The organism is Streptomyces sp. NPDC021080 (assembly GCF_044333225.1).
Classification (GTDB): Bacteria; Actinomycetota; Actinomycetes; order Streptomycetales; family Streptomycetaceae; genus Streptomyces.
In genome coordinates, this window is sequence record NZ_JBIRQM010000012.1 from 183061 (window position 1) to 207983 (window position 24923).

Here is a 24923-nt window from a genome sequence, read left to right on the forward strand (position 1 = left end):
TGCCGGCCGGTGGGTGGGTCGGGGCCGCGCCGGTACATCCGCCCGCATCCGGACGGATCCCACCGGCGTCGAGACATGGACGCGGGTTCCGATCCGTCCGGCCTGCGGGCATCTGATGTACCGGCACGGCCCCTCCCGCGCGTACCCGGCTGCGGGTGCGTCGTGGCTTGGGCACGGCCCCCCGCGCGTACCCGACTGCGGGTGCGCAGTGGCTTGGGCACGGTCCCTTCTGCGCGTTCCCGGCTGCGGGTGCGTCGGGGTGGCCGGTCCGCATTCCAGCCCGGCCGGTCCGCATTTCATCCCCGGCCGGGGAAAGTTCAGCCCCTCCGGCGTTTGAGGAGCGGGGTCTGGGGCGGAGCCCCAGGGGTGGGAAGGGTAGGGGCGGAGGGGGCGAAGAAGGCTTGTGCTCGGGGGATCCGGGAAGTCGGGGGCGGAAAAGGGTTCCGGGGACTGAGTAGGGGAACCGATTCGTACGTATGGTCTGTTGAGTGGTCAACGGCACGCGGGTGAGAGGTGGCGGAGAACGATGACTCACGGTACGCGGACGGATACTCACACCCAGTATCTGGAGGAGCGACGGAGCTGGCGGGAGACCGCCACGCGGTACTCCCTGTTGCCGCTGCGGATCTTCCTGGGCGTCACCTTCATCTACGCCGGCCTCGACAAACTCACGAACAGTGCCTTCATGAAGGCCTCCGGTTCGGGCTCGATCGGCGACATGATGCGCACGGTGCGCGACTCCTCCGCCATACCGGCCCTCGTCGATCTGTCCCTGAAGAACCCCGTCGGCTTCGGCTATGCCATCGCGTTCGGTGAACTCGCCGTCGGGATCGGCACGCTGATAGGGCTGCTGGCCCGCCTCGCCGCCCTCGGCGGCGCGCTGATCTCGCTCAGCCTGTGGCTGACCGTGAGCTGGGCCTCCGACCCGTACTACTACGGCAACGACCTCCCGTACCTGTTCTGCTGGACCCCCCTCGTGCTGGCCGGGGCGTCCTACTGGTCGCTGGACTCCGTGATCAGCCGACGGCGCCGGCAACGGAGCGCCTACTGACGCTCCGCGCCACCGCTTCCTAGGAGTTCACGCCCCGGGGCTTCCGGCTCGCGCGGCGTCTGCGGGCGGCGCGGTTCACGGTCGCCGCCGCGCCCGCGAGGCACAGGCCGACGACCACGACGGGGATGATGGCGAACCACCGGGTCTCCCACCAGCCGCCCGCGTCCCCGGCGTAGGCGATGCCCCCGGCGGTGAGGAACAGACCCGCCACCAGCTTTCCGGGCTGGAACTCATGACGCGGCACGGGCCACCTCCGCCTGGCCGACGCCGACCTGGAGGTCGAGATCCAGGGTGCCTGTTTTCTTGGCGCCCGCCGCCGGCGGCAGGGTCACCTGCTTGTGCTTGCCCGGTTCCACGTCCACGTCCTTCTTGTCGTCACCCGGCAGCTGGATGTCTCCGATGCCCACCTCGACGGTCAGCCGCACGGTCACGTCCTTGGGGACGATCACCTTCAGGCGGCCCGCGCCGACCTCGGCGTTCGTCTTCACCGTCTGTCCCCGGGCGAGGTCGACCCGGCTGAGGTCGAGCGTCCCCACTCCGGTGCCCAGGTCGTACGCCGGCTTCACGTCGGCCGCGGTCGCCGGGGTCCAGTTCGTCCGGACCCAGTGCGTGCCGATGTCCTTCGGCAGGGCCGCGGACGCCGCGAGGAGGCCGGCCGTGATCACCGCCAGGAAGACCGTTCCCGCCCCGGTGCGACCGCGGAAGGAGCTCACGGTGATGCCCAGGCCGAACACGATGAGCGCGGCGGCCAGTCCGGCCTGGAGGCTGGTGCCGAGCGCCCGGTCGTGCCAGTTCAGGCCCGTGGTCAGGCCGCCCGCCAGGAGGGCGAGCAGGAAGATCCGGCCCCCTATGGGACGGGGGCCGCGCTGTCCGGGTTCCCGTTCCGTCCGCGGGCTGGGGCGGGAGGTGCCGCGGGCGATGTTGAGCGCGGCCGCCACGTCGCGGTCCCGGGTCTCCGTCGGGCCCCACATGTAGCCGGTGCCGCCGACGTGCGAACCGTCCTTGACGATCGGGTCCCGCCACCAGGAGGGATAGGAGTCGGGGACGGGCGGGGCCTTCGCCTCCGGCGGGGCGTCGGCGGCGGCCTGCGCGGCCAGGGGGTCCGGGTCCGCGGCGCCGCGGTTCTGCGACCAGTAGCCCGCGCCCGCCAGCAGCAGGGACAGGACGACGGCGAACGTCAGCACGCTGCCGTTCTTCAGCATGGACAGGAACACCCCGCAGCCGACCAGCGCGAACAGCACGGCGGTCAGCGCGGGACCGTCGACACGGCCGGTGAGCAGCTTGCGGACCTCGTTCTCCTCCTCGTCGTCGTACGGGACGAAGAGCCAGGCGAAGCCGTAGAAGATGAGGCCGATGCCGCCGGTCGCGGCGAGCACCGCGAGCACGATCCGGAAGATCACCGGGTCCATGTCGCACTGCCGGCCGAGCCCGGCGCACACCCCGCCGAGCATCTTCTGCCGGCGGTCGCGCCGGAACCTGCGCGGCACCCCGGAGGAGGGGACGGCATCGGCGTCCGCCGGCCCTGCCGTGGCCGCCTCCCGGTGAGCGCGCGGCTCATCGCCCGGAGCGGTGTCCGGGTCCGGCGCCGCCGCCGCGTGCTGCTGATCTGTCATGCGTCCATGGTGACGGGCGGGGCGGCACGGCGGCAGTCGGGATGACCCTGGCCGAACCCTGATATCCGCCCGGAGGGGAGGGCGGGGACCGTTCGAACGCCGGTTCCCGAAGATCAGGGGAGTATCGGGGGCCGACCCTGATGCTCCGGCCTGCCGGGCGTGTGAACATCGATGGCATGCCGGAAGCCGCAGTCATGCCCGCCGACGACCCGAGGCCCCCGCGCAAGCTCTACCGAAGCAGCGACGGACGCTGGCTCGGTGGCGTGGCGCGCGGGCTCGCCGGGCATCTCGGGCTGCCCGTGGTCTGGGTGCGGCTGGTGTTCGCCGGGCTGTTCATGGCGGACGGGCTGGGCGCGCTGCTGTACGCCGCGTTCTGGTTCTTCGTGCCGCTCGGCGTCGGCGGCGTCGGCTCCGGCCGCACATCGGCGTTCACCACCGAGACCTCGCCCGACGGCCGGCGCAGACTCGTGGCCCGCAAGCCGGACAAGGGCCAGATCGTCGCCCTTCTCCTCATGGTCGTCGTGGCCATGGTCTTCGTCGGAAACGTGAATCTCGGCGGCGGCACGAAGGCGTACCTGTGGCCGACGGTCCTCGTCGGCGCGGGCGTCGCCCTGGTCTGGCGCCAGGCGGACAACGCGCGGCGGGCCCGCTGGGCGGAGGTCGGCCGCAGGCGCCGCACGCTCACGCTCCTGCGGTCCGCGGCGGGCGTGCTGCTCGTCACCGCCGGGGTCTCCGGGATCTTCGTCCTGCAGGGCTCCGCGGCCCATCTCGGCTCGGTGCTGCAGGCGGCGCTCGCGGTCCTCGTCGGTATCGCGCTGCTCGCCGGCCCCTATCTGATCCGGATGACCCAGGACCTCTCCGAGGAGCGCCTGATGCGCATCCGCGCGCAGGAGCGGGCCGAAGTCGCCGCCCACGTCCACGACTCGGTGCTGCACACCCTGACCCTGATCCAGCGCAACGCGGAGAACGCGAACGAGGTGCGGCGCCTCGCCCGCGCCCAGGAGCGCGATCTGCGGGCCTGGCTCTACAAACCGGACGGCAGCGGCAAGGAAGAGGCCGAGGAGCCGGACACCGTCGCGGAGGCGGTCCGCGGCCACGCCGCCGAGGTCGAGGACAAGCACGGCGTTCCCATCGAGGTCGTCGTCGTGGGCGACTGCCCGCTCGACGACCGCCTGACCGCGCAGATGCAGGCGGCGAGGGAAGCGATGGTGAACGCGGCCAAGTACGGTGGCGAGGGCGGCGCCGTGCAGGTCTACGCCGAGGTCGAGGAAAGGACGGTCTTCGTGTCCGTCCGCGACCGCGGTCCGGGCTTCGACCTCGACGCGATACCCGCCGACCGCATGGGCGTCAGAGAATCGATCATCGGCCGCATGGAGCGCAACGGCGGAACGGCGCGGCTGCGCGCCGTGCCGGACGGCGGCACGGAGGTCGAGCTGGAGATGGAGAGGGCGGAGAAAACGTCATGAGCGACACGAACGAGCCTGTGAAGTCCGGCGGTTCGGCCGCGGAGGCCCCCGGTGCGGACGCGTCCGCGGGTGCTACGTCCGCGGCCGGCTCCGAGGGCGGGCGCCGGGTGCGCGTCGTGCTCGTCGACGACCACCGCATGTTCCGTACGGGAGTCCAGGCCGAGATCGGGGAGACCGCGCGGACCGGCGTCGAGGTGGTCGGCGAGGCCGCGGACGTCGACCAGGCGGTCACGGTCATCACGGCCACCCGCCCCGAGGTCGTCCTCCTCGACGTCCACCTTCCCGGCGGCGGCGGCGTCGAAGTGCTGCGCCGCTGCGCTCCGTTGATGGCCGACGCCGAGCAGCCGGTCCGTTTCCTCGCGTTGTCCGTGTCGGACGCCGCGGAGGACGTGATCGGCGTGATCCGCGGCGGCGCCCGGGGATACGTCACCAAGACGATCACCGGTACGGACCTCGTGGACTCGGTCTTCCGCGTCCAGGACGGCGACGCGGTCTTCTCCCCGCGCCTCGCCGGATTCGTCCTCGACGCCTTCGCCTCCACCGACGCCCCGCCCGTCGACGAGGACATGGACCGCCTCACCCAGCGCGAACGCGAGGTCCTGCGCCTCATCGCCCGGGGGTACGCGTACAAGGAGATCGCCAAGCAGCTGTTCATCTCCGTCAAGACGGTCGAGTCGCACGTCTCGGCGGTCCTGCGCAAACTCCAGCTCTCCAACCGCCACGAGCTGACCCGCTGGGCGACGGCGCGACGACTGGTCTGACCCGGCGGGACCCGGTGGTCAGGCGACCCGGGTGGCTCCCGCGAAGGGCATCTCGCTGATCGGGGCCACCCGCACGGGCGCCGACGGATTCGGCGCGTGGATCATCTGGCCGTTGCCGATGTAGATGCCCACGTGGGTGATGCCCGCGTAGAAGAACACCAGGTCGCCGGGCTGCAGTTCGGAGAGGGTGACCCGCCGGCCCGCGTTGATCTGGGAATAGGTCGTGCGGGGCAGGGAGATGCCCGCGGAACGGTACGCGGCCTGGGCGAGCCCGGAGCAGTCGAAGGCGTCGGGGCCGGTGGCGCCCCACACGTAGGGGCTGCCGAGCTTCGAGTACGCGTAGGCGACGGCGGCCGCCGCGCGGGAGTTGGGCGCCGCGGCACCGGAGCCGACTCCGGCGGTACCGGACGACGCGACCGGCGCGGGGTCGCGGGCCGCGTCGCGCGAGACGTGCTGCTGGTCGTCCGCGCCGCCCCGCTTCGCGTACTGCGTGCGCTGCTGCGGAGTGAGCCGGTCGAGCAACCGGCGTGCCGCGCCGAGCTTTTCGTTGATCGTCTTCTTCTGCTGCTTCAGCTCGGCCTGCCGCGACTTGAGCGCGGCCAGTTCGATGTGCGCCGCACCGCGCAACTGCTCCAGTTCGCGCAGTTGCTTGCGCACCCCGGTGATCTCCGCCGACTGCCGGGTGCCGACCCGCTCGGCGAACGCGGCTCCCTCCAGGTACTGATCGGGGTGGTCGGAGAGGGCTAGCTGCACCACGGGGTCGAGTCCACCGCTGCGGTACTGCGCCGCCGCCATCGAACCCAGCGCGTCCCGCGCCGAGTTGAGTTTGTCCTCGCGGCGGGCCGCCTCGTCGCGGAGCTTGCTCAGGTTCGCCTCCGCCTGGCCGGCCTTCTCCTTGGCGCCGTCGTACTTCTGGGTGGCGGCCTCCGCCTCCTCGTACAGCTTGTCGACCCGGGCCTTCACCTGTGCCGGGGTCAGCTGGGGGTCGGCGTGTCCGACGCCGTCGAAGCCGGTGGCCGTCGCCGCGCCCGCGAGGGCGATGGTGACCGCTGTGCGGGCTGTGTTTCCGCCGATCGAGCGCTGTCTGGCCTTGCGGTGCGCTGCCACGAGGGCCCACATCCTTCCGTGCGACCGCCCTTGCGGGTGCGGTCAAGCGGTGACACGTCCGGCGGCGGCTCACACAGGGGGAGCGGCCGCCGCCGGACCTTCTCGGCGGTGGTGTCCGACTGCCGTCCCTGGCCCGGACGGTGGTGGGGAGCCGGTCACCTGGTGGAGGACGCTAAACCTGAGAACGCGCGGTTGGTAACGCTATGTACGGAACTATCTGGATTGGATCGCCGGGTGACCGTATGTGGCAGGGTTCCTGGCGGTGCCGGGTCGACTTCACGCAGGGTGATGACCGATGCGGTGAATCCCGGACGGCACGCGCGATGCCGGTGCTATGTGTGACACGCGATGGTCCGGTGGAGAGAGAGTGGCGACGGAGGCCGGTGGGCCGGGGTGGCCCGGCGGGCGGAGACGGCCCGGCGGGAGAGGTGGCCGGTCGGACGGGGTGGCCCGGTCGGGAGGGGCGTCAGGGGGTGCGGTTAGGCTCCGGCCCCATGGACGTACTCATCCATCTCTTCGTCGGCCTGCACATCATCGGCATCGCCGCGCTCCTCGGCGGCTTCTTCACCCAGATGAAGGCGATGGGCCAGGGCACCGCCCGCTTCGTCCCGGCGATGCTGCACGGCGCGCTGACCATGCTGGTGACCGGCGTCGCCCTGGTCGGGCTCAACCAGGCCGAGGGCAACACGGTCAACGCCGTCAAGATCGGCGTGAAGCTGGCCCTGCTGATCGTGATCCTCGGGCTCGTCTATGTGAAGCGGGACGACGAGACGGTCGACAAGCGCCTCTTCGGCCTGGTCGGCCTGCTGACCGTCACGAACATCTTCATCGCCGTCCTGTGGACCTGATCGGCGACCTCCGTATCTGATCGACGCCCTCCGTACCTGATCAGCGCCCTCGCTCCCGCACGGCGGACCTGAAGGCGAGAGCGGTGCCCACGACCGCCGCGAGCCACGCCGCCACCGCGATCCACAGCAGCACCTGTCCCGGCCCCCTGAGCCGGAAGACGTCGAGGACCACCGCGACCGCGAGCGTCGCCACCGCCGTCATCCCCATCGGGAAGACGGTCGACCAGCGCCGTACGTCGTACCGCGGCCGCGGCCACACCACCTCCGCGACGGCCAGCAGGACGTAGCAGGCGAGGTCGAGCGCGAGCAGCGCGCCGGTCGTGGCGCGCAGGACGCCCTGGTCGTCGTTGTTCCACAGGTACGGATCGACGTCGTGCGCCGCGACGAGTCCCGCCCCGGCCAGCGCCGAGATGCCCAGCGCGCCGGCCGCCACCCAGTGGTCCCCGGCCCCCTTCCTCACCTCCCACAGGTCGAAGGACGCGAACGAGAGCACGTAGAGCGCGGTCCCTACCCAGAACAGCGTCATCGCGGCATGCGCGAGCCAGTCCGAGCCCGCCTCGACGGCGATCGCCGACCCGAGGACCGAGAGCCCCTGCGTGGCCACGCAGACGAGGAACACCTCTCCGGCCATACGGCGCCGCCAGTGCCGCAGGACGGCCAGGAGCAGGACCGGCCAGAGCACGGCCGACAGCGCGAGCAGGACTTCGGCGAGCCCCCGCCACCCCAGCGCCGAGAACCGGGTGCCGAGCACGGTGGTCGCCGCGACCGCGTCGAGCCCGGCGGGGGTGCCGGCCCGTCGCACCCAGTGCTCCCGGTCGCCCACCAGCCGGGCGAGGAAGTCCGAGGCGAGCCCGATCCAGGCGAGCGACGCGAGAACCAGCGCGATCCGGGAGAGGGTCTCGTGGCCGGTCAGGTGCAGCCCGATCGAGAGGATGCCGGTGGCCATGACGGCGGCCCCGGCGGCGGGTGCCCACCCGGTCCACCAGGCGCGAAGCGGGATGGCGTCCGGCATGTCCGGTGTGTCTGGCATGCGCCCGATGCTAGGGACCTCCGCGACGGTTTGCGGGTGGGGCACGCTCGGGCGGGGGCGAAAACGCGGGGCACGCGCGAGAGGATCCGCGGATCCCCGCGCGCGTGCCCCGCGAGAGGGGCTTTTACGTCCCGGGCTACGCCGGGCGCACCACGCTGTGGATCGCCGAGGTGCCGTCGTAGTAGATCGACTCCTCGCGGACGTACGCTCCCGGCTTCGGCGCGTGGATCATCATGCCGTCGCCGATGTAGATGCCGACGTGGCTGATGTCGTCGTAGAAGAAGACCAGGTCGCCGGGCCGGGCGTCGGCGAGGGAGACCGTCGTGCCGGCGTTCACCTGGTCGTAGGTGACGCGCGGGAGGCTGACGCCCGCGGCCTTCCAGGCGGCCTGGGTCAGTCCCGAGCAGTCGTAGGAGTCCGGGCCGGTGGCGCCCCAGACGTACGGCTTGCCGATCTGCGCGCGGGCGAACGCGAGCGCCTCGGCCGCCTTCGACGAGGAGCCCGCGGGCGTCGATCCCGACGACGACCCGGCCGACGACCCGGCCGGCGACCCGGTGGTCGAGTCGGCGGTGCCGTCCGACGACGACTGCGCCTGCGCGGTCTTCTCGGCGGCGGCCTGCTGCCGTGCCAGCTCCGCCGCCTTGACCGCGGCCTGTTCCTGCTTCTTCTTCTCGATCGCCGCCAGCCGCGCCTTTTCCTCGGAGTTCAGCTTCGAGAGCAGGTCACGGGCCTCGGAGAGCTTGCGCTGCACATCCGCCTTGGACGTCTTGAGCGCCTTCTGCGACGCGGTCAGCGACTCCAGGCTCTCGGTGGCCTCCGTCCGCTTCTTGGCGGTGGCGGCCTGCTCCGTGATGTAGTCGTCCACGGCCGCCTTCTGGCGGGTCGTCAGACGGCTCATCAGCTGAGTCTGGTCGAAGTAGTCCTGGGGGTTGTCCGCGAGCAGCAGGGTCGCGGTGTCGGGCGCTGCGGCCCCGGTGCGGTACTGCGCCGCGGCGAACGATCCCAGTTCCGCGCGCGCGGTGTTGAGTTTCTCGGTGCGCTGTGCGACGTCGTCGAGCAGGGTGTCGACGCGCTTGCGCTGCTCGGCGGTCTTCTCCCGGGTCGCGTTGTACTTGTCGGTGGCGGTCTCGGCCTGGTGGTAGAGGCCGTCGACCTTCTTCGAGACCTCTTCGATGCTGGGCCGGGGCTCGGCCGAGGGGGCGGCGTTGGCGGTCTGGGAGAGCAGGGCCACGGAGGTGAGGGCCGCGGTGGCGAGGGCGGGGGTCCGTATGCCTGCGATGCGCGCACCGGTGGGACGCGCCTTGCGATGTGACGCCAAGAGAGGCGACTCCTTCCGTCATCCGCCTACCGAGTTAGCTGTCGGGTTCGGGCGGGAGGTTCCGGAAGGCTGCCCTACGGTCCGTGCCCCACAAGGCGGTTGGACCGATTCACCCCAGATCGGTGGGTCCCCGGCTCCAGGGCCTCGCGGCGCACCGGACTCGGCGGAGGCCGCCCGGCCCGGCGGTGTTCGCCGGATGCGGTCGAGCGGCCTTCGAGCACGCTAGCCAACCGGTGTGGCCCGTGTGAAGGTTGATGCCCGATACGTCCGATACGTTTTCGTGACCATTGCGGCAGGTGCGGCAGGTGCGGCAGGTGCGGCAGGTGCGGCAGGTGCGGCAGGTGCGGCAGGTGCGGCCGAGGGTGCCGGGGTGCCGAGGGTGCCGGGGTGCATGGCCCGCCCGCGGGTCGGTCGGCCCCCTCACGTCAGGTGCCCGTACGGTCGCGCACTGTTGCGGGGTGGGCTGTCGGCGGAGGCAGGGGGCGTCCCTGGTGTCTGCCGGTAGTCCCCCTGGTGTCCGCCGGGCGCCTCGTCACGACTTCGGGCCGAGTTCTCGAGGTGGCGGCGGGCTGTCGGTGGGGCGGCCTAGACTCGGAGAGCGATGAGCAGCCTTTTTGACGACAGCTTCCTGGCGGCCCTCCAGCCCTCCGCGGCCCACGAGGACGAACCCCCGCCACCGCCCGAGGACGAGCACGTACCGGAGCAGGTTCCGGACGATCTGTTCGGCGGGAAGTTCGACCTGCCGCCGAACCGGGACGCGTACTACCGCGACGGCGCGCCCAGGCCCGCCGTGGACCCGGCGGCCCTGCTGGACGGACTGAACGAGAACCAGCGCGCGGCCGTGGTGCACTCCGGCTCCCCGCTGCTCATCGTGGCCGGCGCCGGTTCCGGCAAGACCCGCGTGCTCACCCACCGGATCGCGCACCTGCTCGGCGAGCGCGACGTCCACCCCGGCCAGATCCTCGCGATCACCTTCACGAACAAGGCCGCGGGCGAGATGAAGGAGCGCGTCGAGGCGCTCGTGGGCCCGCGCGCCAACGCGATGTGGGTGATGACCTTCCACAGTGCCTGCGTGCGCATCCTGCGCCGCGAGAGCAAGTCGCTCGGCTTCACCTCGTCGTTCTCGATCTACGACGCCGCCGACTCCAAGCGTCTGATGGCGCTCGTCTGCCGTGATCTCGACCTCGACCCCAAGCGTTTCCCGCCGAAGTCCTTCAGCGCCAAGATCTCGAACCTGAAGAACGAGCTGATCGACGAGGAGGACTTCGCGGCGCAGGCCGCCGACGGCTTCGAGAAGACCCTCGCCCAGGCGTACGCGATGTACCAGTCGCGGCTGCGCGAGGCCAACGCGCTCGACTTCGACGACCTGATCATGACCACGGTCAACCTCCTGCGCGCCTTTCCGGACGTGGCCGAGCACTACCGCCGCCGCTTCCGGCACGTCCTGGTCGACGAGTACCAGGACACCAACCACGCGCAGTACGCGCTCGTCCGGGAACTCGTGGGGACCTCCGGGCACCCCGCGGACGGATCGCCCGGCGCGTACGACCTGGCGCCTGCCGAACTGTGCGTCGTGGGTGACGCGGACCAGTCGATCTACGCCTTCCGCGGCGCGACCATCCGCAACATCCTCCAGTTCGAGGAGGACTACCCGAACGCGACGACGATCCTGCTGGAGCAGAACTACCGCTCCACCCAGACGATCCTGTCCGCCGCCAACGCGGTCATCGAGCGCAACGAGTCCCGCCGCCCCAAGAACCTGTGGACCAACGCGGGCGCGGGCTCGAACATCACGGGCTACGTCGCGGACACCGAGCACGACGAGGCGCAGTTCGTCGCCGACGAGATAGACCGGCTCACGGACGCGGGCGAGGCCAGGGCCGGCGACGTCGCGGTCTTCTACCGCACGAACGCGCAGTCCCGCGTCTTCGAAGAGGTCTTCATCCGCGTCGGCCTGCCGTACAAGGTCGTCGGCGGCGTCCGCTTCTACGAGCGCAAGGAGGTCCGGGACGTCCTGGCGTACCTCAGGGTGCTGGCCAACCCCGAGGACTCGGTCCCGATGCGCCGCATCCTGAACGTGCCCAAGCGCGGCATCGGCGACCGCGCCGAGGCGATGATCGACGCCCTGTCGCAGCGCGAGAAGATCAGCTTCCCGCAGGCGCTGCGCCGTGTCGACGAGGCCTACGGCATGGCCGCGCGGTCCACCAACGCGGTCAAGCGGTTCAACACGCTCATGGAGGACCTCCGCACGATCGTCGAGTCCGGCGCGGGCCCGGCCACCATCCTGGAGGCCGTCCTCGAACGCACCGGCTATCTCGCCGAGTTGCAGGCCTCGACCGACCCGCAGGACGAGACCCGGATCGAGAACCTCCAGGAACTCGCCGCCGTGGCCCTGGAGTTCGAGCAGGAGACCGGCGAGGGCGAGACCCCGGCCGGACTCTCCGCGTTCCTGGAGCGGGTCGCGCTCGTCGCCGACTCCGACCAGATCCCGGACGAGGAGGACGGCAACGGCGTCATCACCCTGATGACCCTGCACACCGCCAAGGGCCTCGAGTTCCCCGTGGTCTTCCTGACCGGCATGGAGGACGGCGTCTTCCCGCACATGCGCGCGCTCGGACAGGTCAAGGAGCTGGAGGAGGAGCGGCGCCTGGCGTACGTCGGCATCACGCGCGCGCGGGAGCGGCTCTACCTCACCCGGTCCTCGATGCGCAGTGCGTGGGGGCAGCCCTCGTACAACCCGCCCTCCCGCTTCCTGGAGGAGATCCCGGCGGCCCATCTGGACTGGAAGCGCACGGGAGCGACGGCGTCCAGGCCCGCCGGTCCCGTCTCCGGTGTCGCCGCCTCCCTGTCGTCCTCGCGTTCACGGTCCGCGGCCTCGGGTGCCTCCGGGTTCGCCACCCGGCGCGGTGCCACCGAGAAGCCGGTGGTCTCGCTGGCCGTCGGGGACCGGGTCACGCACGACCAGTTCGGCCTCGGCACCGTCGTCGGTGTGAAGGGGACGGGCGCGAACGCCGAGGCGACGGTCGACTTCGGAGAGCCCAAGCCGAAGCGGCTGCTGCTGCGGTACGCGCCGGTGGAGAAGCTGTAGTCCGCGGGAGCGCTCGCCGTCGCGGGACCGGATCGCGGGGACCCCGGGCCGTCCGAGAACGGCCGGGGTTCCGGCGGCCGTCGTTCGGCCCGGTCGGTTACGTCGGGTCCAGGCCGTGGCTGCGCAGCCACGGCAGCGGGTCGATCGCCGCGCCGCCGGCCGGGCGGACCTCGAAGTGCAGGTGCGGGCCGGTCGAGTTGCCGGAGTTCCCGGAGAAGGCGATCTGGTCACCGGCCTTGACGACGGTGCCGGAGGGGACCTTGTACGTCGAGAGGTGGCAGTACCACGTCTCGGTGCCGTCCATCGCGGTCAGGATCAGCATGTTGCCGTACGCGCTGTTCCACTGCGTCCGGACGGTCCCGTCGGTCGCGGCCATCACCGGCGTCCCGTAGGAGACGGGGAAGTCGATGCCCGTGTGCACGGACATCCAGTTGATGCCGGCCTGGCCGAAGTAGGCGCTCAGGCCCCGCTGCATCACGGGGAGGACGAACTTCGGACGCAGCCGCTCCTTGCGGGCCGCCTCCTCCGCCGCCTTCTTCTTCTCCGTCGCCTGCTGGGTCTTGAGGTCGATACGTTCCTGCGTGCGGCTCGCCCGGTCGGCGAAGTCGTTCGCGCCCGCGGACAGACTCTGGAGCTGGGAGTCCAGCTTGATGTTGGCGGCCGACGGCTTCACCGCGGTCGCGTCGGAGGCGCTGGCCGTCGTGTCCTTCGAGTCGTTCCCGCCGAGGCCGCCGACACCGCCCACGGAGGCGGCGGCGATCCCCGCGACCCCCATCACACAGGCCGAGGGCACCGCGACGGTCAGCAGTGCGGAACGTTTCGCGGGGCTGCGGCGCCGGGAGCGGGACGCCTTCCGCGGCGCGGGACGCCGGACCGGGGTGACCTCTTCCACGCCGTCGAGCAGCGGCCTCTCGTGCGACTCGTCGTACGGGTCGTAGTCGTCGTCGGGGCCGTCCGTGTCCGCGAAGTCCTCGGCCGCCTCGGACTCGTCCTCGTCCTCGTCGGAGGTGAGCGGGTCGTGGACCGCCCGGTCGAAGGTCGCGGTCGCCTGCTGGTCGAAGGGAACCGGTTCCGCCGGGCCGGACGGTCCCTCGTACGTCATGTCGAGCTGCGTGAGCTCATGGCCGTACGACGCCGACTCCGCCTGCGACTGCTCGTACGACTCGCCCTGCGGCTGTTCGTACATCTCGGTCCGCGGGTGTTCGTACCCCTGGTACGCGTCCTGGCCGCCGGCACTGTTCCACTGCGTGGCGTCGTACGAGCCCGTCTGCTGCGCCGGCACGGTCCACTGCTGGGTGCCGTCGAGCGGCTGCTCGGGCTGGATCCAGGCGTTCGCGTCCCACTGGCCCGAGGAGTCGGGGCCGGGGTGCTGCGCGGGGATGTCGGTGAGCTGCTGGTAGCCGTTGGTCCAGGCCGTCGTGTCGTGGGCGCCGGTGTCGTAGCCGGTGTGCTGCGCGGCGTACGGGTCGTAGCCCAGCGGCTGCTGGTATCCCGCGCCCCACTGCGTGGCGTCGTACGAGCCGGTGCCGGCCCCGCCCGGCATGGTGCCGAAGAGCGGGTCGCCGCCGAAGTCCGTGCCCGCGAAGGCCGCGTTCGCGCCCGGGTCGAAAGCCGTGGCGGAGTGGTCGCCGTACGCGGTGAAGTCGCCGTACTGGGCTTCTTGCGCGCCATAGGGCGCGTAGAGCGCCGAGGCGGCGTCGGAAGCCGGAGCCGGGGGAGTCGCGATCCCCGACGGGTGACGGTCGTTCACCAACTTCTCTTTCGCCTAGACAACATTGGCTGGCAGAGCAGTGCGGCGACTGTACCCGGCGGTATGCGGGCGCGACAATCTTCGGCAGGTTTCCCCTTCACGGGAAACGGGCATTCAGCCGTGTTTCGGGGGCGGGCGGACAAGGCCTTGGCCTGGCGTTCGATAAACGTTCGAGTTTTTCGGGTGCCGGGAGCGCCGTCGGGCGGCCGTCAGCCCTCCCGACGGCCGCCCTCGGGCCACCCTTGAGTCGCTCCGTGCCGCTCTCACGCCACCGTGAGGCCGCCCCTCCGGGCCGCGGCGCGGGAGCCCGGCATCTCGATGTCGAGTGCCTGCCGGATTCCGGTCGCGACGGCCGGATGCACGGGAAGCGCGAGATGGCCGACACCGCTCACGCGGACGTTCTGGGCGAGCAGGTCGGGATGCTCGACGCAGGCCGTCTCCAGCGGGTCCATCAGATGGTCGAGATCGCTCCAGAAGCTGACGAACTGCGTCCGGCAGCCCGGAGCGGGACCGGTCAGTTCCTCGATCACCGGGGAACCGGGACGCATCTGGCGCACGATCGGGTGCGCGTTCATCAAGGGCGCCACGCGGGTGCCCGAGTGCGGGGTGCCGAGCGTGACGAGGGTGCGGACGTGGATGTCGCCGCCGAGGCACTGCACGTAGTAGCGCGCGATCAGCCCGCCGAGGCTGTGTCCGACGATGTCCACCCGGTCGTGGCCGGTGCGCTCGCAGATCTCCTCGATGTGCCGGCCCAGCAGCTCCGCCGCCGTACGGATGTCGCACGTCAGCGGGGAGTAGTTGAGGGACTCGACGTGCTGCCTGCCGTGCTGGGCGAGGTTGCGGCGCAGCAGGACGAAGACGGAGCGGTTGTCGATGAAGCCGTGCAGCAGGACGACCGGCGGCTTGGCCTCCGTGGGCAGCGGGGCTGCCACGTCGGGCGAGGGGAGCGGGTGTCCGGTGCGGCGTTCCTGGGTGATGCCGGAGGGATAGAGGAGGAGGTGCCCGGCGAGGATCGCCAGTTCCAGGGCCGTGGCCTTCAACAGGGCCACCGAGAGCCCCGCCAGTTTCGTCGGAAACAGGCGCTGGCACAGGGGCAGAAAGGGCGACGCAGCCTCGGTGACCTTCATGGCCGACCTCCAGTCGGCACGCGGGAGGACCACTCCGTCCCCCGTGTGCCCTAGTGGAAAGCCGTGACGTCGGCGACGGAGGCGGCCGACGGCGCGTCCGCGGCGTGCGAGACCGGTGACGCTGTGGAGTGCTCGGCCGAAGAGCGCGGAATACGACGCCGACCCCGGCTCCCCGACGATCCGCCGTGCTGGATGCGCCGGCTTCGCGTCGTGGCGTGGAGTCGTCCTCGTGTTCCCGTGATCCTCCTGTGTCCGGCCTCGCTCCCCGTTGTCGTGCCGTCCCCGATGTGCCCCAGCACCACGCCGTCCCGCTGACGACGCGATGGTGCGGCCACCTGGTCGCGGCTCTTCTTGCGCCCGCTCCGGCCGTGGCCCGTACGCCGCAGGTCGCTGCGGCGCCAGTGCCGCGATACGGAACCGTGCGCGGCGAACTTGTCCCAGTGTGTGATTTCCCCCTCGCTCTCCACCGCGAAACTGCCGGTTGCGGGATGCTGGCGATAACGTTCGTTCACTTCCCGGGCCGAAAGGGCCCGGGACGCCTGTGCCGCTTGGTGCGATCGGTGATCGGGAGTGATCCGGTGTGGCGAGCGGAAAACTGAGCGATATGTGTCGATGGTCAGTAGTCGGCGCGGTCGACGGGCACCCGTTGGTGACAACAGGTAGTCAATACTGGTCAGTCGGTGAACGATCGATCGGTCGTCGGCCGTCGTCCGCGGTGGTCGTCGCAGGCATGTGTCGGCAGCTTTCGTCGGTTGCAGGTTGAAGTAGTCCGTTCATGGAGGCAGTGATGGGTGTGGCAGCGGGTCCGATCCGCGTGGTGGTGGCCAAGCCGGGGCTCGACGGCCACGATCGCGGGGCCAAGGTGATCGCGCGGGCGCTGCGCGACGCCGGTATGGAGGTCATCTACACCGGGCTTCACCAGACCCCGGAGCAGATCGTCGACACCGCGATCCAGGAGGACGCCGACGCGATCGGTCTGTCCATCCTGTCCGGTGCCCACAACACGCTCTTCGCGGCGGTCATCGCCCTCCTCAAGGAGCGCGAGGCCGAGGACATCAAGGTCTTCGGCGGCGGCATCATCCCCGAGGCGGACATCGCCCCGCTCAAGGAGAAGGGTGTCGCGGAGATCTTCACCCCGGGCGCGACGACGGTGTCCATCGTGGACTGGGTACGGGCGAACGTCCGGCAGCCGGCCGGCGCCTGACCGGGCGCCCGCGCCACGCCGTGTGACCGCCTGGGCCTGCGCTGGTCCGGGCGACCGCCGGGTGCCCTCGCCGCGCCCGTGTGACTCCCAGGTGCCTCCGCCGTCCCGTGCGCCGCAGGTCCCTCGCCGTCACCCGGACACCGTTCTCCGGTGCCTGGTGCCTGGTGCCTGGTGCCTGGTGCCCGGGGAGCGGGCGACGGGCCGTGCGGTCGGGCCGGTACCCGGCGTCGGCCGGGGTGCGGGGCCGGCCGGCATCGCGGCCGGCACGTGCGGCAGGCTGCCGGTCCGGTCCGGGTCGGGACCCGGACCGGACCGGCAGCCGTCGCCCGAGCGAGGCGAGGTGGCGGAAGGGGGCGGTCAGGGCACCGTGAGTTCGGCGGACATGACCGCTCTCAGCCGCAGGGTCGTCACAAGCCGCTGGAAGGCCTCGGCCCAGTAGTCACCGGCCCCCGGTGCCGCGCGCTCCGACTCGCCGGGGACCGAGGTGAGACCTTCGAGCCGCCCGGCCTCCGCGGGGTCGAGGCAGCGCTCGGCGAGCCCCATCACCCCGCTGAAGCTCCACGGAAAACTCCCCGCGTCCCGTGCGATGTCGAGCGCGTCGATCACCGCCTGCCCGAGGCCCCCCGCCCAGGGCACCGCGCACACCCCGAGCAGCTGGAATGCCTCGGACAGCCCGTGCGTACCGATGAATCCGGCCACCCACTCCGCCCGCTCCCCGGCGCTCAGCGTGGCGAGCAGCTTGGCCCGCTCGGCCAGTGACACCGCCCCCGGCCCCCCGGCCTCCGGAGCGGAGGGTGCCCCGAGGAGCGCCCGCGACCACGCGGGATCACGCTGGCGCACCGCCGCCCGGCACCACGCGGCATGCAGCTCCCCCTGCCAGCCGTCCGCCACGGGCAGGGCCACCACCTCCTCCGGAGAACGCCCGCCGAGCCGCTCCCGCCAGGTGGCGAGAGGTGCCGCCTCGACCAACTGGCCGAGCCACCAGGACCGTTCACCTCGGCCGGTCGGAGGCTTCGGCACCACCCCGTCCCGCTCCATCGCCGCGTCGCACTCGTGCGGCGCCTCGACCGCGATCACCGGTGTCCCCCCGGTGCGGTCGACGGCCACGCAGGAGACCGCCCTGGCCGCCATCCTCGCGGCGAGCGCGGACCCCGGCAGGGCGGACAGCAGCTCGGCCGCCGTCGCTCTCACATTGCGGCTGCGGTCGGCCAGGGCCCGTTCGAGGAACGCCTCGTCCTCGGCGCACAGCCCGGACCGGAGCGAGTCGAGGAACATCAGCCGGTCCTCGGCCCGTTCCGTCGCCCAGGTCGCGGCGAGCAACTCGCGTCCGGCGGAAGGGTCCTTGGCCCGCACCGCCGCCAGGAGCGCGACCCGTTCCGCGAACAGGCCCTCCTCCCAAAGCCGTTGTATGCGGTCGGGCTCCTCCGGCGGTGCGGCGGCGCCTCCTGACGAGGAACGCAGCGCGAACCGCCACTCCGGGTTCAGCCGGGCCAGCCACAGCGCCCGCGGCCCGGCGAAGGCGAGGGCCGCGGGCCGCAGGTCCGTGCGCCCCCGGGCCGCGTCGAGGAGCGCCGGAAGGGTCTGCGGGGGTGCGGCGAATCCGCGCGCGTTCGCCAGGGCCAGCCACTGGGGCAGCAGTTCCATGAGGTCGGGCGCCGCGCCCCTGCGGCCCCCGCCGCCCGCGCCGGGGCGGTCCGCCAGCAGCGTCGCCAGCCTTCGGGCCGCGGCGGGCGGCAGCGCGGTTCTCGGGTCCGGCGCCGCCGGCTCCGGACGGGCCGCCGCCCGGGCCGGCCGCACTCCGGCCCGCCGCCGCACGGTCTCCACGGCCGCCGCGTCCAGCAGCGCCACAGGAGCCTGCTGCCCGGGGTGTCGTCCCCCGAGCGCGCGCCGCTCGGTGCCGAGCAGCGCCACGGTGACGAGTTCCTCCCAGGAACCGCCGGCGGGCGCGCCCGCCGAAGCCGGGGTCGTGTTCATGAGCGTCCTGTCCTTTCCGTACGGAGCGCGTCAGCGGGAGCCGGTCACCGGGCCGCCGGCCGGGGTGGCGAGGGTGGCGAGTGCGATGAGGGTGGTCAGGGCGGCGGCGGAGGCGGCGAGCGCGGTCAGCACAGCGGCACCGCCGCGCCCTCGCCCTGCGGCCAGGCCGTCAGCGGAGTGAAGCCGCGGTGGCCGCACTCGCCGAAGACCGTGACCGGTGCGCCGCCGGACAGGGCGACCAGGCGCCACAGTTCGGGGCGGGACCGTGAGGCGGGGCTGAGCGGAAGGGCCGACTCGCCGTCCGCGTCGGCGAGTTGCCAGGAGTCGCCGTCCGGGACCGGGACGACCCGCTCCAGGGTGACCGGGCAGGAGTCCAGCCAGGGGTCGGAGCGCAGGGCCTCTCCGTACCGGGCGGCGGCCCGGTGCGTGGTCAGCCCCGCCGGCCGTATCGCCGCGGGTGCCGGGGCGGTGAACCGCTCGCCCAGCGCCGCCCGCACCTGGCCGGCTCCCGGGTACCCGGACAGCTCCGCCTCGAAGGCCAGCCCCACCGGAAGCGCCAGCTCGGGTGCCCGGCCCGCCGCGCCGTACGAGAGGAGCAGCGCCGTACGGCCGGACTCGGCGCCGTACAGCCAGATCCTGCGCGTCGTGAGCCGGGCGTCCGCCACGTCGTACTGCGCGAGGACCAACCAGCGGTCGCGCACCGGCGGGCCGTCCGCGGAGCCGGGCAGTCCGACGCGGGAGCGGACCGTCGCGGCCAGGTCGTCCGGCAGCCGCTCGCGCCGCAGCCAGCCCTGGTCGAGGAGATGGAGCAGCGCGCACTCCTCCAGCAGCCGCACGGGCCAGCCCGGTCCCGACGACGGGATCGCCCCCAACTCCCGTACGCGCGACGCCAGACCGGGGGCCTGCGCGTCGACCATCCGGGCCGCCGTCTCCTCCCACATCCCGTACCCCGCCCGCTCGGCGGAGGCGAGGCCGCCGCGCAGCAGGTCCGCCAGCCGCTGCTCCAGCTCGGCCGCCCCCGCCGTGATCCGCTCGGCCCGCCGCTCGGCCCTGCGCCGCGCCGCCTCGGGATCAGCCGTCGAGGAGGCTCCAGATCCCGCGCCCGCCGCGGGCCTGTCCTCGGCGCGCCTGCGTCTTCCCTCCAGCCACTGGGCGGCCCAGTCCGGTGCCTGCCCGGACGGCACCGCTCCGTCGGCCCCCGCCCAGAGCAGCAGCAGCCCCAGCGCGTGCTTGCACGGGAACTTCCGGCTCGGGCAGCTGCACTTGTAAGCGGGACCCGCCGAGTCCGCGATGTCGACGACCGTCTGATACGGCTTGCTGCCACTTCCCCTGCACAGTCCCCATACCGTCCCCTCCTCGGTGGTGCCCGCCTCCGACCACGGTCCGGCCGCGCCGAGCTTGCTCCCCGCCTTGCGCGACGCGGCGTCAGGCGCCAGTGCCAGCACCTGATCCGCCGTCCAGCGCACCGCCTGCTGTGTCATGCCATCGAAGGTAGATCCCGCCACTGACAATCGACCTTCGCGAGCACATTTGCGCAGGTCGGAGTGCACTGTCAGTGGCGTGGTGCACGGTGGAACCAGATCCGAACCGGCCGAGCTGGAGGGGGACCGAGGCATGTCCGTGTCCGTTGAACCGACGTCCGTTGACACACCCGCGGGAGAGAGGGGAGAGAGCCGGCCGGGCGAGGCGCTGCGACCGCACGCCGAGCACGCCTTCGCCGCCGAACTCGCCGCGCTCGCCGCTCAGGACGACCGGCCCCGCCCGGAACGCTGGCTGCTGTCGCCCTGGGCCGTGGCCACGTATCTGCTGGGCGGCACCCTGCCGGACGGCACCGTGATCACCCCCAAGTACGTGGGGCCGCGCCGCATCGTCGAGGTCGCCGTCACCACCCTCGCCACCGATCGGGCCCTGCTCCTGCTCGGGGTGCCCGGCACCGCGAAGACCTGGGTGTCCGAGCACCTGGCGGCCGCGGTCAGCGGCGACTCGACACTGCTCGTGCAGGGCACGGCCGGCACCCCGGAGGAGGCCATCCGGTACGGCTGGAACTACGCGCAGCTGCTCGCGCACGGGCCCAGCCGGGACGCGCTCGTGCCGAGCCCCGTCATGCGGGCCATGGCCGAGGGCATGACGGCCCGCGTCGAGGAACTCACGCGGGTGCCCGCGGACGTACAGGACAGCCTGATCACGATCCTCTCCGAAAAGACCTTGCCGATACCGGAATTGGGCCAGGAAGTGCAGGCCGTGCGCGGGTTCAACCTGATCGCCACGGCCAACGACCGCGACCGCGGGGTCAACGAACTCTCCAGCGCCCTGCGCCGCCGCTTCAACACGGTGGTGCTGCCGCTGCCGGAGAGCGCCGAGGCCGAGGTCGACATCGTCTCGCGCCGCGTCGACCAGATCGGCCGCTCCCTGGACCTGCCCGCCGTGCCCGACGGCGTGGACGAGATCCGCCGTGTCGTCACCGTCTTCCGGGAGCTGCGCGACGGGATCACCTCCGACGGCCGGACGAAGCTGAAGTCGCCCAGCGGCACGCTGTCCACGGCCGAGGCGATCTCCGTCGTCACCAACGGCCTGGCCCTGGCCGCCCACTTCGGCGACGGCGTCCTGCGGGCGAGCGACGTCGCCGCCGGCATCCTCGGCGCCGTCGTGCGCGACCCGGCGGCCGACCGTGTCGTCTGGCAGGAGTACCTGGAAGCGGTCGTCCGCGAGCGGGACGGCTGGAAGGACTTCTACCGCGCCTGCCGCGAGGTGAGCGTATGAGGGCCGGGCGGGACGCCGGGCCGCCCGCGCCGGAGGGTGGAGCGGGGGTCCGGGACCCGGGGCCCCTGCTGCTCGGGGTGCGGCATCACGGGCCCGGGTCGGCGCGGGCCGTACGGGCGGCGCTTCAGGCGGCGGCTCCCCGGGTCGTGCTGATCGAGGGGCCGCCCGAGGCGGACGCCCTCGTCCCGCTGGCCGCCGACAAGGACATGCGGCCCCCCGTGGCGCTGCTCGCCCATGTCACGGACGAGCCCGGCCACTCGGCCTTCTGGCCGCTGGCCGAGTTCTCACCGGAGTGGGTGGCGATCCAGTGGGCCCTGGAGCACGGGGTGGAGGCCCGCTTCATCGACCTGCCGGCCGCCCACACCCTGGCTTGGGAGAGGGAGGAGACGGACCCCGACCGGGACGGGCCGGGGGCCGCGCCTTCCGAGGGCACGCTCCCGGCCGGGAACGCCGACGCCGTCGGCCCCGGAGGAGAGGCCGGGCCCGGGGACGACCCCGGCCTCTCGCACGATCGCGGCTTCGCGGGCGGTCCCGGAGGGCCGGCCGCGGCCGAGGGTCCCGGACGTCCCCGCGACACCGGCGCCGTGCGGATCGACCCCCTCGCGGTGCTCGCCGAGACGGCCGGTTACGACGATCCCGAACGCTGGTGGGAGGACGTCGTCGAGCACCGGGCCGGTGCGGCGGACGACCCGTTCGCGCCGTTCGCCGTCCTGGAGGAGGCCATGACGTCGCTGCGCGAGGCGTACGGGGCCGGAGGACACGACCGGGACCTGGTGCGCGAGGCGTACATGCGGCTCCAGATCCGGGCGGCGCAGAGGGAGTTCACGGACGGCGTGGCCGTGGTGTGCGGGGCCTGGCACGTGCCCGCGCTGCGGCAGCGGGCCACGGTCGGCGCCGACCGGGCCCTCCTCAAGGGCCTGCCCAAGGCCAAGGTCCAGTTGACGTGGGTGCCCTGGACGCACCGCCGGCTGTCCCGCGCGAGCGGGTACGGGGCGGGCATCGACTCGCCGGGCTGGTACGGACATCTGTTCAGCGCCCCCGACCGGCCGGTCGAGCGGTGGATGACCAAGGTGGCCCGGCTGCTGCGCGACGAGGACCGGGGCGTGTCGTCCGCCCACGTCATCGAGGCCGTGCGACTGGCCGGCACGCTCGCCGCGATGCGCGGTCGCCCGCTGCCGGGACTGACCGAGACGACCGACGCCGTCCGCGCCGTGATGTGCGAGGGCTCGGACGTCCCGCTGGTCCTGGTGCGCGACCGGCTCGTGGTCGGCGAGGTGCTCGGGGAGGTGCCGGAGTCCGCGCCGGCGGTGCCGCTGCAGCGGGACCTCGCCCGGGCGCAGCGGCGGCTGAGGCTCAAGCCGGAGCCGCTCGAGCGGGAGATCGAGCTGGATCTGCGCAAGGACACCGACGCGGGGCGCAGCACCCTGCTGCACCGGCTGCGGCTCCTGGGCATCGCGTGGGGCGAGCCCGTGGTGTCCCGCGGCAGCACGGGCACCTTCCGGGAGACCTGGCGGCTCCGCTGGGAGCCGGAGCTGTCGGTGCGGGTCGCCGAGGCCGGGGTGTGGGGCACGACCGTCCTGGCCGCCGCGACGGCCAGGGCCGAGGCGGATGCCGTCGGCGCGCCCTCGCTCGCGGAGGTCACGGCCCTCGCCGAGCGCTGCCTGCTCGCCGAGCTGCCGGACGCGCTGCCCGTGGTGATGCGGGTGCTCGCCGACCGCGCCGCCCTCGACGCGGACGTGGGCCATCTCGCGCAGGCCCTGCCCGCACTCGTCCGCTCCCTGCGCTACGGCGACGTGCGCGGCACGGACACCCGTGCTCTCGCCGGCGTCGCGGCCGGCCTCGCCGAACGCGTCTTCGTCGGTCTCCCCCCGGCCTGCGCCGCCCTCGACGGCGACGCCGCCGCGGAGATGCGCGGCCACGTCGACGCCGTGCACGGAGCGGTGGGACTGCTGGGGGAGGCGACCGCGGGGGCCGTCGAGCCCGGTGGTGTCCGAGGGCGCTGGCACGCGGTGCTGCGGGTGCTCGCCGCGCGGGAAACCGTGCCGGGGGTCGTCAGAGGCCGGGCGGTCCGGCTGCTCCTCGACGAAGGGGAGCTGGCGCAGGAGGAGGCCGCACGGCTCATGGGCCTCGTGCTGTCGCCGGGGACGGAGCCCGCGGACGGGGCCGCGTGGATCGAGGGGTTCGTCGGGGGAGGCTCCGGCGGCGGCATGCTGCTCGTGCACGACGAACGGCTGCTCGCTCTGGTGGACACCTGGCTCACCGGGGTGCCGGCGGAGGCGTTCACGGACGTGCTGCCGCTGCTGCGCCGGACGTTCTCGGCGTACGAGCCGGGGGTGCGCAGGACCCTGGGCGAGCTCGTCCGGCGCGGCCCGGCCCCGCGGACGAACGCCGGGGCCACCGGCTCGGGCATACCCGGGTTCGCCCCCGATCTCGACACCGGCCGCGCCGACGCCGTCCTGCCGTTGCTGAGCCTGCTGCTGGGGCTGGGCGATCCCGGCGACGCCGGTACCGGCACCGAGACCGACGCAGACACCGGCACCGAAAACGATCTTGTGAAGGTGGCTCCATGACCGAGGCGGCGGTGACCGCGGGAGACGAGCGGCTGCGGCGATGGCGGCTGGTGCTCGGCGGCGACGAGGCGGACGGCACCGGATGCGTGCTCTCCGGCCGGGACGCCGCCATGGACGGGGCGCTGGGCGCGCTCTACGGGAAGGGGGGCGGCGGGCGGCCGGGGCGGGACCGCTCGGCGGGGCTCGGGGCGTCGGCGCCGTCGGTCGCGCGCTGGCTCGGCGACATCCGGACCTACTTCCCCTCCTCCGTCGTCCAGGTGATGCAACGGGACGCCATCGACCGGCTCGGGCTCTCCGCCCTGCTCCTGGAGCCCGAGATGCTGGAGGCGGTGGAGGCCGACGTGCACCTGGTGGGCACCCTTCTCTCCCTCAACAAGGCCATGCCGGAGACGACGAAGGAGACCGCGCGGGCCGTGGTGCGCAAGGTCGTGGAGGACCTGGAGAAGAAGCTCGCCACCCGAACCCGGGCCACGCTCACCGGCGCCCTCGACCGCAGCGCCCGGATCAGCAGACCCCGCCACCACGACATCGACTGGAACCGCACGATCGCGGCCAACCTGAAGCACTACCTGCCCGAGTACCGCACGGTCGTGCCCGAGCGGCTGATCGGCTACGGGCGGGCCTCGCAGTCCGTGAAGAAGGAGGTCGTCCTCTGCATCGACCAGTCGGGGTCGATGGCGGCGTCGGTCGTCTACGCCTCCGTGTTCGGTGCCGTGCTGGCGTCGATGCGGTCCATCGCCACCCGGCTCGTCGTCTTCGACACGGCCGTCGTCGACCTCACCGACCAGCTCGCCGACCCGGTCGACGTCCTCTTCGGCACCCAGCTCGGCGGCGGCACGGACATCAACCGGGCACTCGCCTACTGCCAGTCGCAGATCACCAGACCGGCCGACACGGTCGTCGTCCTCATCAGCGATCTCTACGAGGGCGGGATCCGTGACGAGATGCTGAAGCGGGTCGCGGCGATGAAGGCGTCCGGGGTGCAGTTCGTGGCGCTGCTGGCGCTGTCCGACGAGGGGGCGCCCGCGTACGACCGCGAGCACGCGGCGGCGCTCGCGGCGCTCGGCGCGCCGGCGTTCGCCTGCACACCCGATCTGTTCCCCGAGGTGATGGCGGCGGCGATCGAGAAGCGGCCGCTGCCGGTGCCGGACACGGCGTGAGCGGCCCCGCCCCGACCGGGCCGGACGCGGTGCGAGCGGGCCCGTCCCGACCGGCCGGACGCGGTGCGAGCGGCTCCGTCCTCACCGAGGGCGGCC

The 24923-nt window shown here is 72.7% G+C and carries 18 protein-coding genes and 1 riboswitch; of the genes, 9 read left to right on the top strand and 9 right to left on the bottom strand.

From position 1 onward, the window contains the following. Positions 1-526: 526 nt before the first annotated feature. Complete coding sequence (locus ACH4S8_RS28515; protein WP_398398937.1) at positions 527-1051, top strand: DoxX family protein; 525 nt, start codon at positions 527-529, stop codon at positions 1049-1051. Between the two features lie 19 nt (positions 1052-1070). Here ACH4S8_RS28515 and ACH4S8_RS28520 read toward each other — a convergent pair whose 3' ends face one another. Both ACH4S8_RS28520 and ACH4S8_RS28525 read right to left on the bottom strand, forming a co-directional pair. Continuing rightward, complete coding sequence (locus tag ACH4S8_RS28520) at positions 1071-1295, bottom strand: hypothetical protein (protein ID WP_398398939.1); 225 nt, start codon at positions 1293-1295, stop codon at positions 1071-1073. After that, positions 1282-2664 (bottom strand): PspC domain-containing protein, encoded by a 1383-nt coding sequence (locus tag ACH4S8_RS28525; RefSeq protein WP_398398941.1) that lies wholly within the window; start codon positions 2662-2664, stop codon positions 1282-1284. Before ACH4S8_RS28525 ends, ACH4S8_RS28520 begins: the two co-directional genes overlap by 14 nt. Positions 2665-2804: 140 nt before the next feature. Between ACH4S8_RS28525 and ACH4S8_RS28530 the strand changes: the two genes are divergently transcribed. Together ACH4S8_RS28530 and ACH4S8_RS28535 are read left to right on the top strand one after the other, a co-directional pair. Next, entirely contained in the window at positions 2805-4130 is a 1326-nt protein-coding gene (locus ACH4S8_RS28530) for a PspC domain-containing protein (protein WP_398398943.1), read from the top strand. After that, entirely contained in the window at positions 4127-4891 is a 765-nt protein-coding gene (locus ACH4S8_RS28535; RefSeq protein ID WP_398398945.1) for a LuxR C-terminal-related transcriptional regulator, read from the top strand. Before ACH4S8_RS28530 ends, ACH4S8_RS28535 begins: the two co-directional genes overlap by 4 nt. 18 nt (positions 4892-4909) lie before the next feature. Here ACH4S8_RS28535 and ACH4S8_RS28540 read toward each other — a convergent pair whose 3' ends face one another. Next, positions 4910-5998 (bottom strand): NlpC/P60 family protein, encoded by a 1089-nt coding sequence (locus ACH4S8_RS28540; protein WP_398398947.1) that lies wholly within the window; start codon positions 5996-5998, stop codon positions 4910-4912. 494 nt (positions 5999-6492) lie between these two features. Here ACH4S8_RS28540 and ACH4S8_RS28545 point away from each other — a divergent pair, with 494 nt between their 5' ends. After that, positions 6493-6846, top strand: a complete 354-nt coding sequence (locus ACH4S8_RS28545) for a hypothetical protein (protein WP_398398949.1) — start codon at positions 6493-6495, stop codon at positions 6844-6846. 40 nt (positions 6847-6886) lie between these two features. On the opposite strand, the gene ACH4S8_RS28550 is transcribed toward ACH4S8_RS28545, so the two are convergent. Both ACH4S8_RS28550 and ACH4S8_RS28555 read right to left on the bottom strand, forming a co-directional pair. Next, positions 6887-7876 (bottom strand): tellurite resistance/C4-dicarboxylate transporter family protein, encoded by a 990-nt coding sequence (locus ACH4S8_RS28550; protein WP_398398951.1) that lies wholly within the window; start codon positions 7874-7876, stop codon positions 6887-6889. A gap of 136 nt (positions 7877-8012) precedes the next feature. Then, positions 8013-9194 (bottom strand): NlpC/P60 family protein, encoded by a 1182-nt coding sequence (locus ACH4S8_RS28555; protein ID WP_398398953.1) that lies wholly within the window; start codon positions 9192-9194, stop codon positions 8013-8015. 7 nt (positions 9195-9201) lie between these two features. After that, positions 9202-9370: riboswitch (cyclic di-AMP (ydaO/yuaA leader) on the bottom strand. Between the two features lie 425 nt (positions 9371-9795). Between ACH4S8_RS28555 and pcrA the strand changes: the two genes are divergently transcribed. After that, complete coding sequence (gene pcrA / locus ACH4S8_RS28560; RefSeq protein ID WP_398398956.1) at positions 9796-12282, top strand: DNA helicase PcrA; 2487 nt, start codon at positions 9796-9798, stop codon at positions 12280-12282. Between the two features lie 97 nt (positions 12283-12379). Here pcrA and ACH4S8_RS28565 read toward each other — a convergent pair whose 3' ends face one another. After that, positions 12380-14032, bottom strand: coding sequence for a M23 family metallopeptidase (locus ACH4S8_RS28565; RefSeq protein WP_398398958.1), 1653 nt, complete (start codon positions 14030-14032; stop codon positions 12380-12382). 263 nt (positions 14033-14295) lie between these two features. After that, positions 14296-15159 carry an esterase/lipase family protein gene (locus ACH4S8_RS28570; protein ID WP_398398960.1) on the bottom strand — a complete coding sequence of 288 codons (864 nt, stop codon included), beginning with the start codon at positions 15157-15159 and terminating at the stop codon, positions 14296-14298. A gap of 787 nt (positions 15160-15946) precedes the next feature. On the opposite strand from ACH4S8_RS28570, the gene ACH4S8_RS28575 reads away from it, so the two are divergent. Beyond that, on the top strand, positions 15947-16363 hold the full coding sequence (locus ACH4S8_RS28575) for a cobalamin B12-binding domain-containing protein (protein ID WP_037626795.1): 417 nt from the start codon (positions 15947-15949) through the stop codon (positions 16361-16363). Between the two features lie 357 nt (positions 16364-16720). On the opposite strand, the gene ACH4S8_RS28580 is transcribed toward ACH4S8_RS28575, so the two are convergent. Together ACH4S8_RS28580 and ACH4S8_RS28585 are read right to left on the bottom strand one after the other, a co-directional pair. Then, entirely contained in the window at positions 16721-18337 is a 1617-nt protein-coding gene (locus tag ACH4S8_RS28580) for a DUF5691 domain-containing protein (RefSeq protein ID WP_398398962.1), read from the bottom strand. 125 nt (positions 18338-18462) lie between these two features. Next, on the bottom strand, positions 18463-19818 hold the full coding sequence (locus tag ACH4S8_RS28585) for an SWIM zinc finger family protein (protein WP_398398964.1): 1356 nt from the start codon (positions 19816-19818) through the stop codon (positions 18463-18465). Between the two features lie 133 nt (positions 19819-19951). On the opposite strand from ACH4S8_RS28585, the gene ACH4S8_RS28590 reads away from it, so the two are divergent. The 3 genes from ACH4S8_RS28590 to ACH4S8_RS28600 are packed head-to-tail and all read left to right on the top strand — an operon-like array spanning position 19952 to position 24827. Then, positions 19952-21097 carry an AAA family ATPase gene (locus ACH4S8_RS28590; protein WP_398398966.1) on the top strand — a complete coding sequence of 382 codons (1146 nt, stop codon included), beginning with the start codon at positions 19952-19954 and terminating at the stop codon, positions 21095-21097. Continuing rightward, the gene (locus ACH4S8_RS28595; protein ID WP_398398968.1) at positions 21094-23667 is read left to right on the top strand and encodes a DUF5682 family protein; all 2574 of its coding nucleotides are present in this window, start codon (positions 21094-21096) and stop codon (positions 23665-23667) included. The genes ACH4S8_RS28590 and ACH4S8_RS28595 overlap by 4 nt, the downstream gene beginning before the upstream one ends. Then, positions 23664-24827 carry a VWA domain-containing protein gene (locus ACH4S8_RS28600; protein ID WP_398398970.1) on the top strand — a complete coding sequence of 388 codons (1164 nt, stop codon included), beginning with the start codon at positions 23664-23666 and terminating at the stop codon, positions 24825-24827. Before ACH4S8_RS28595 ends, ACH4S8_RS28600 begins: the two co-directional genes overlap by 4 nt. Positions 24828-24923: the final 96 nt, after the last annotated feature.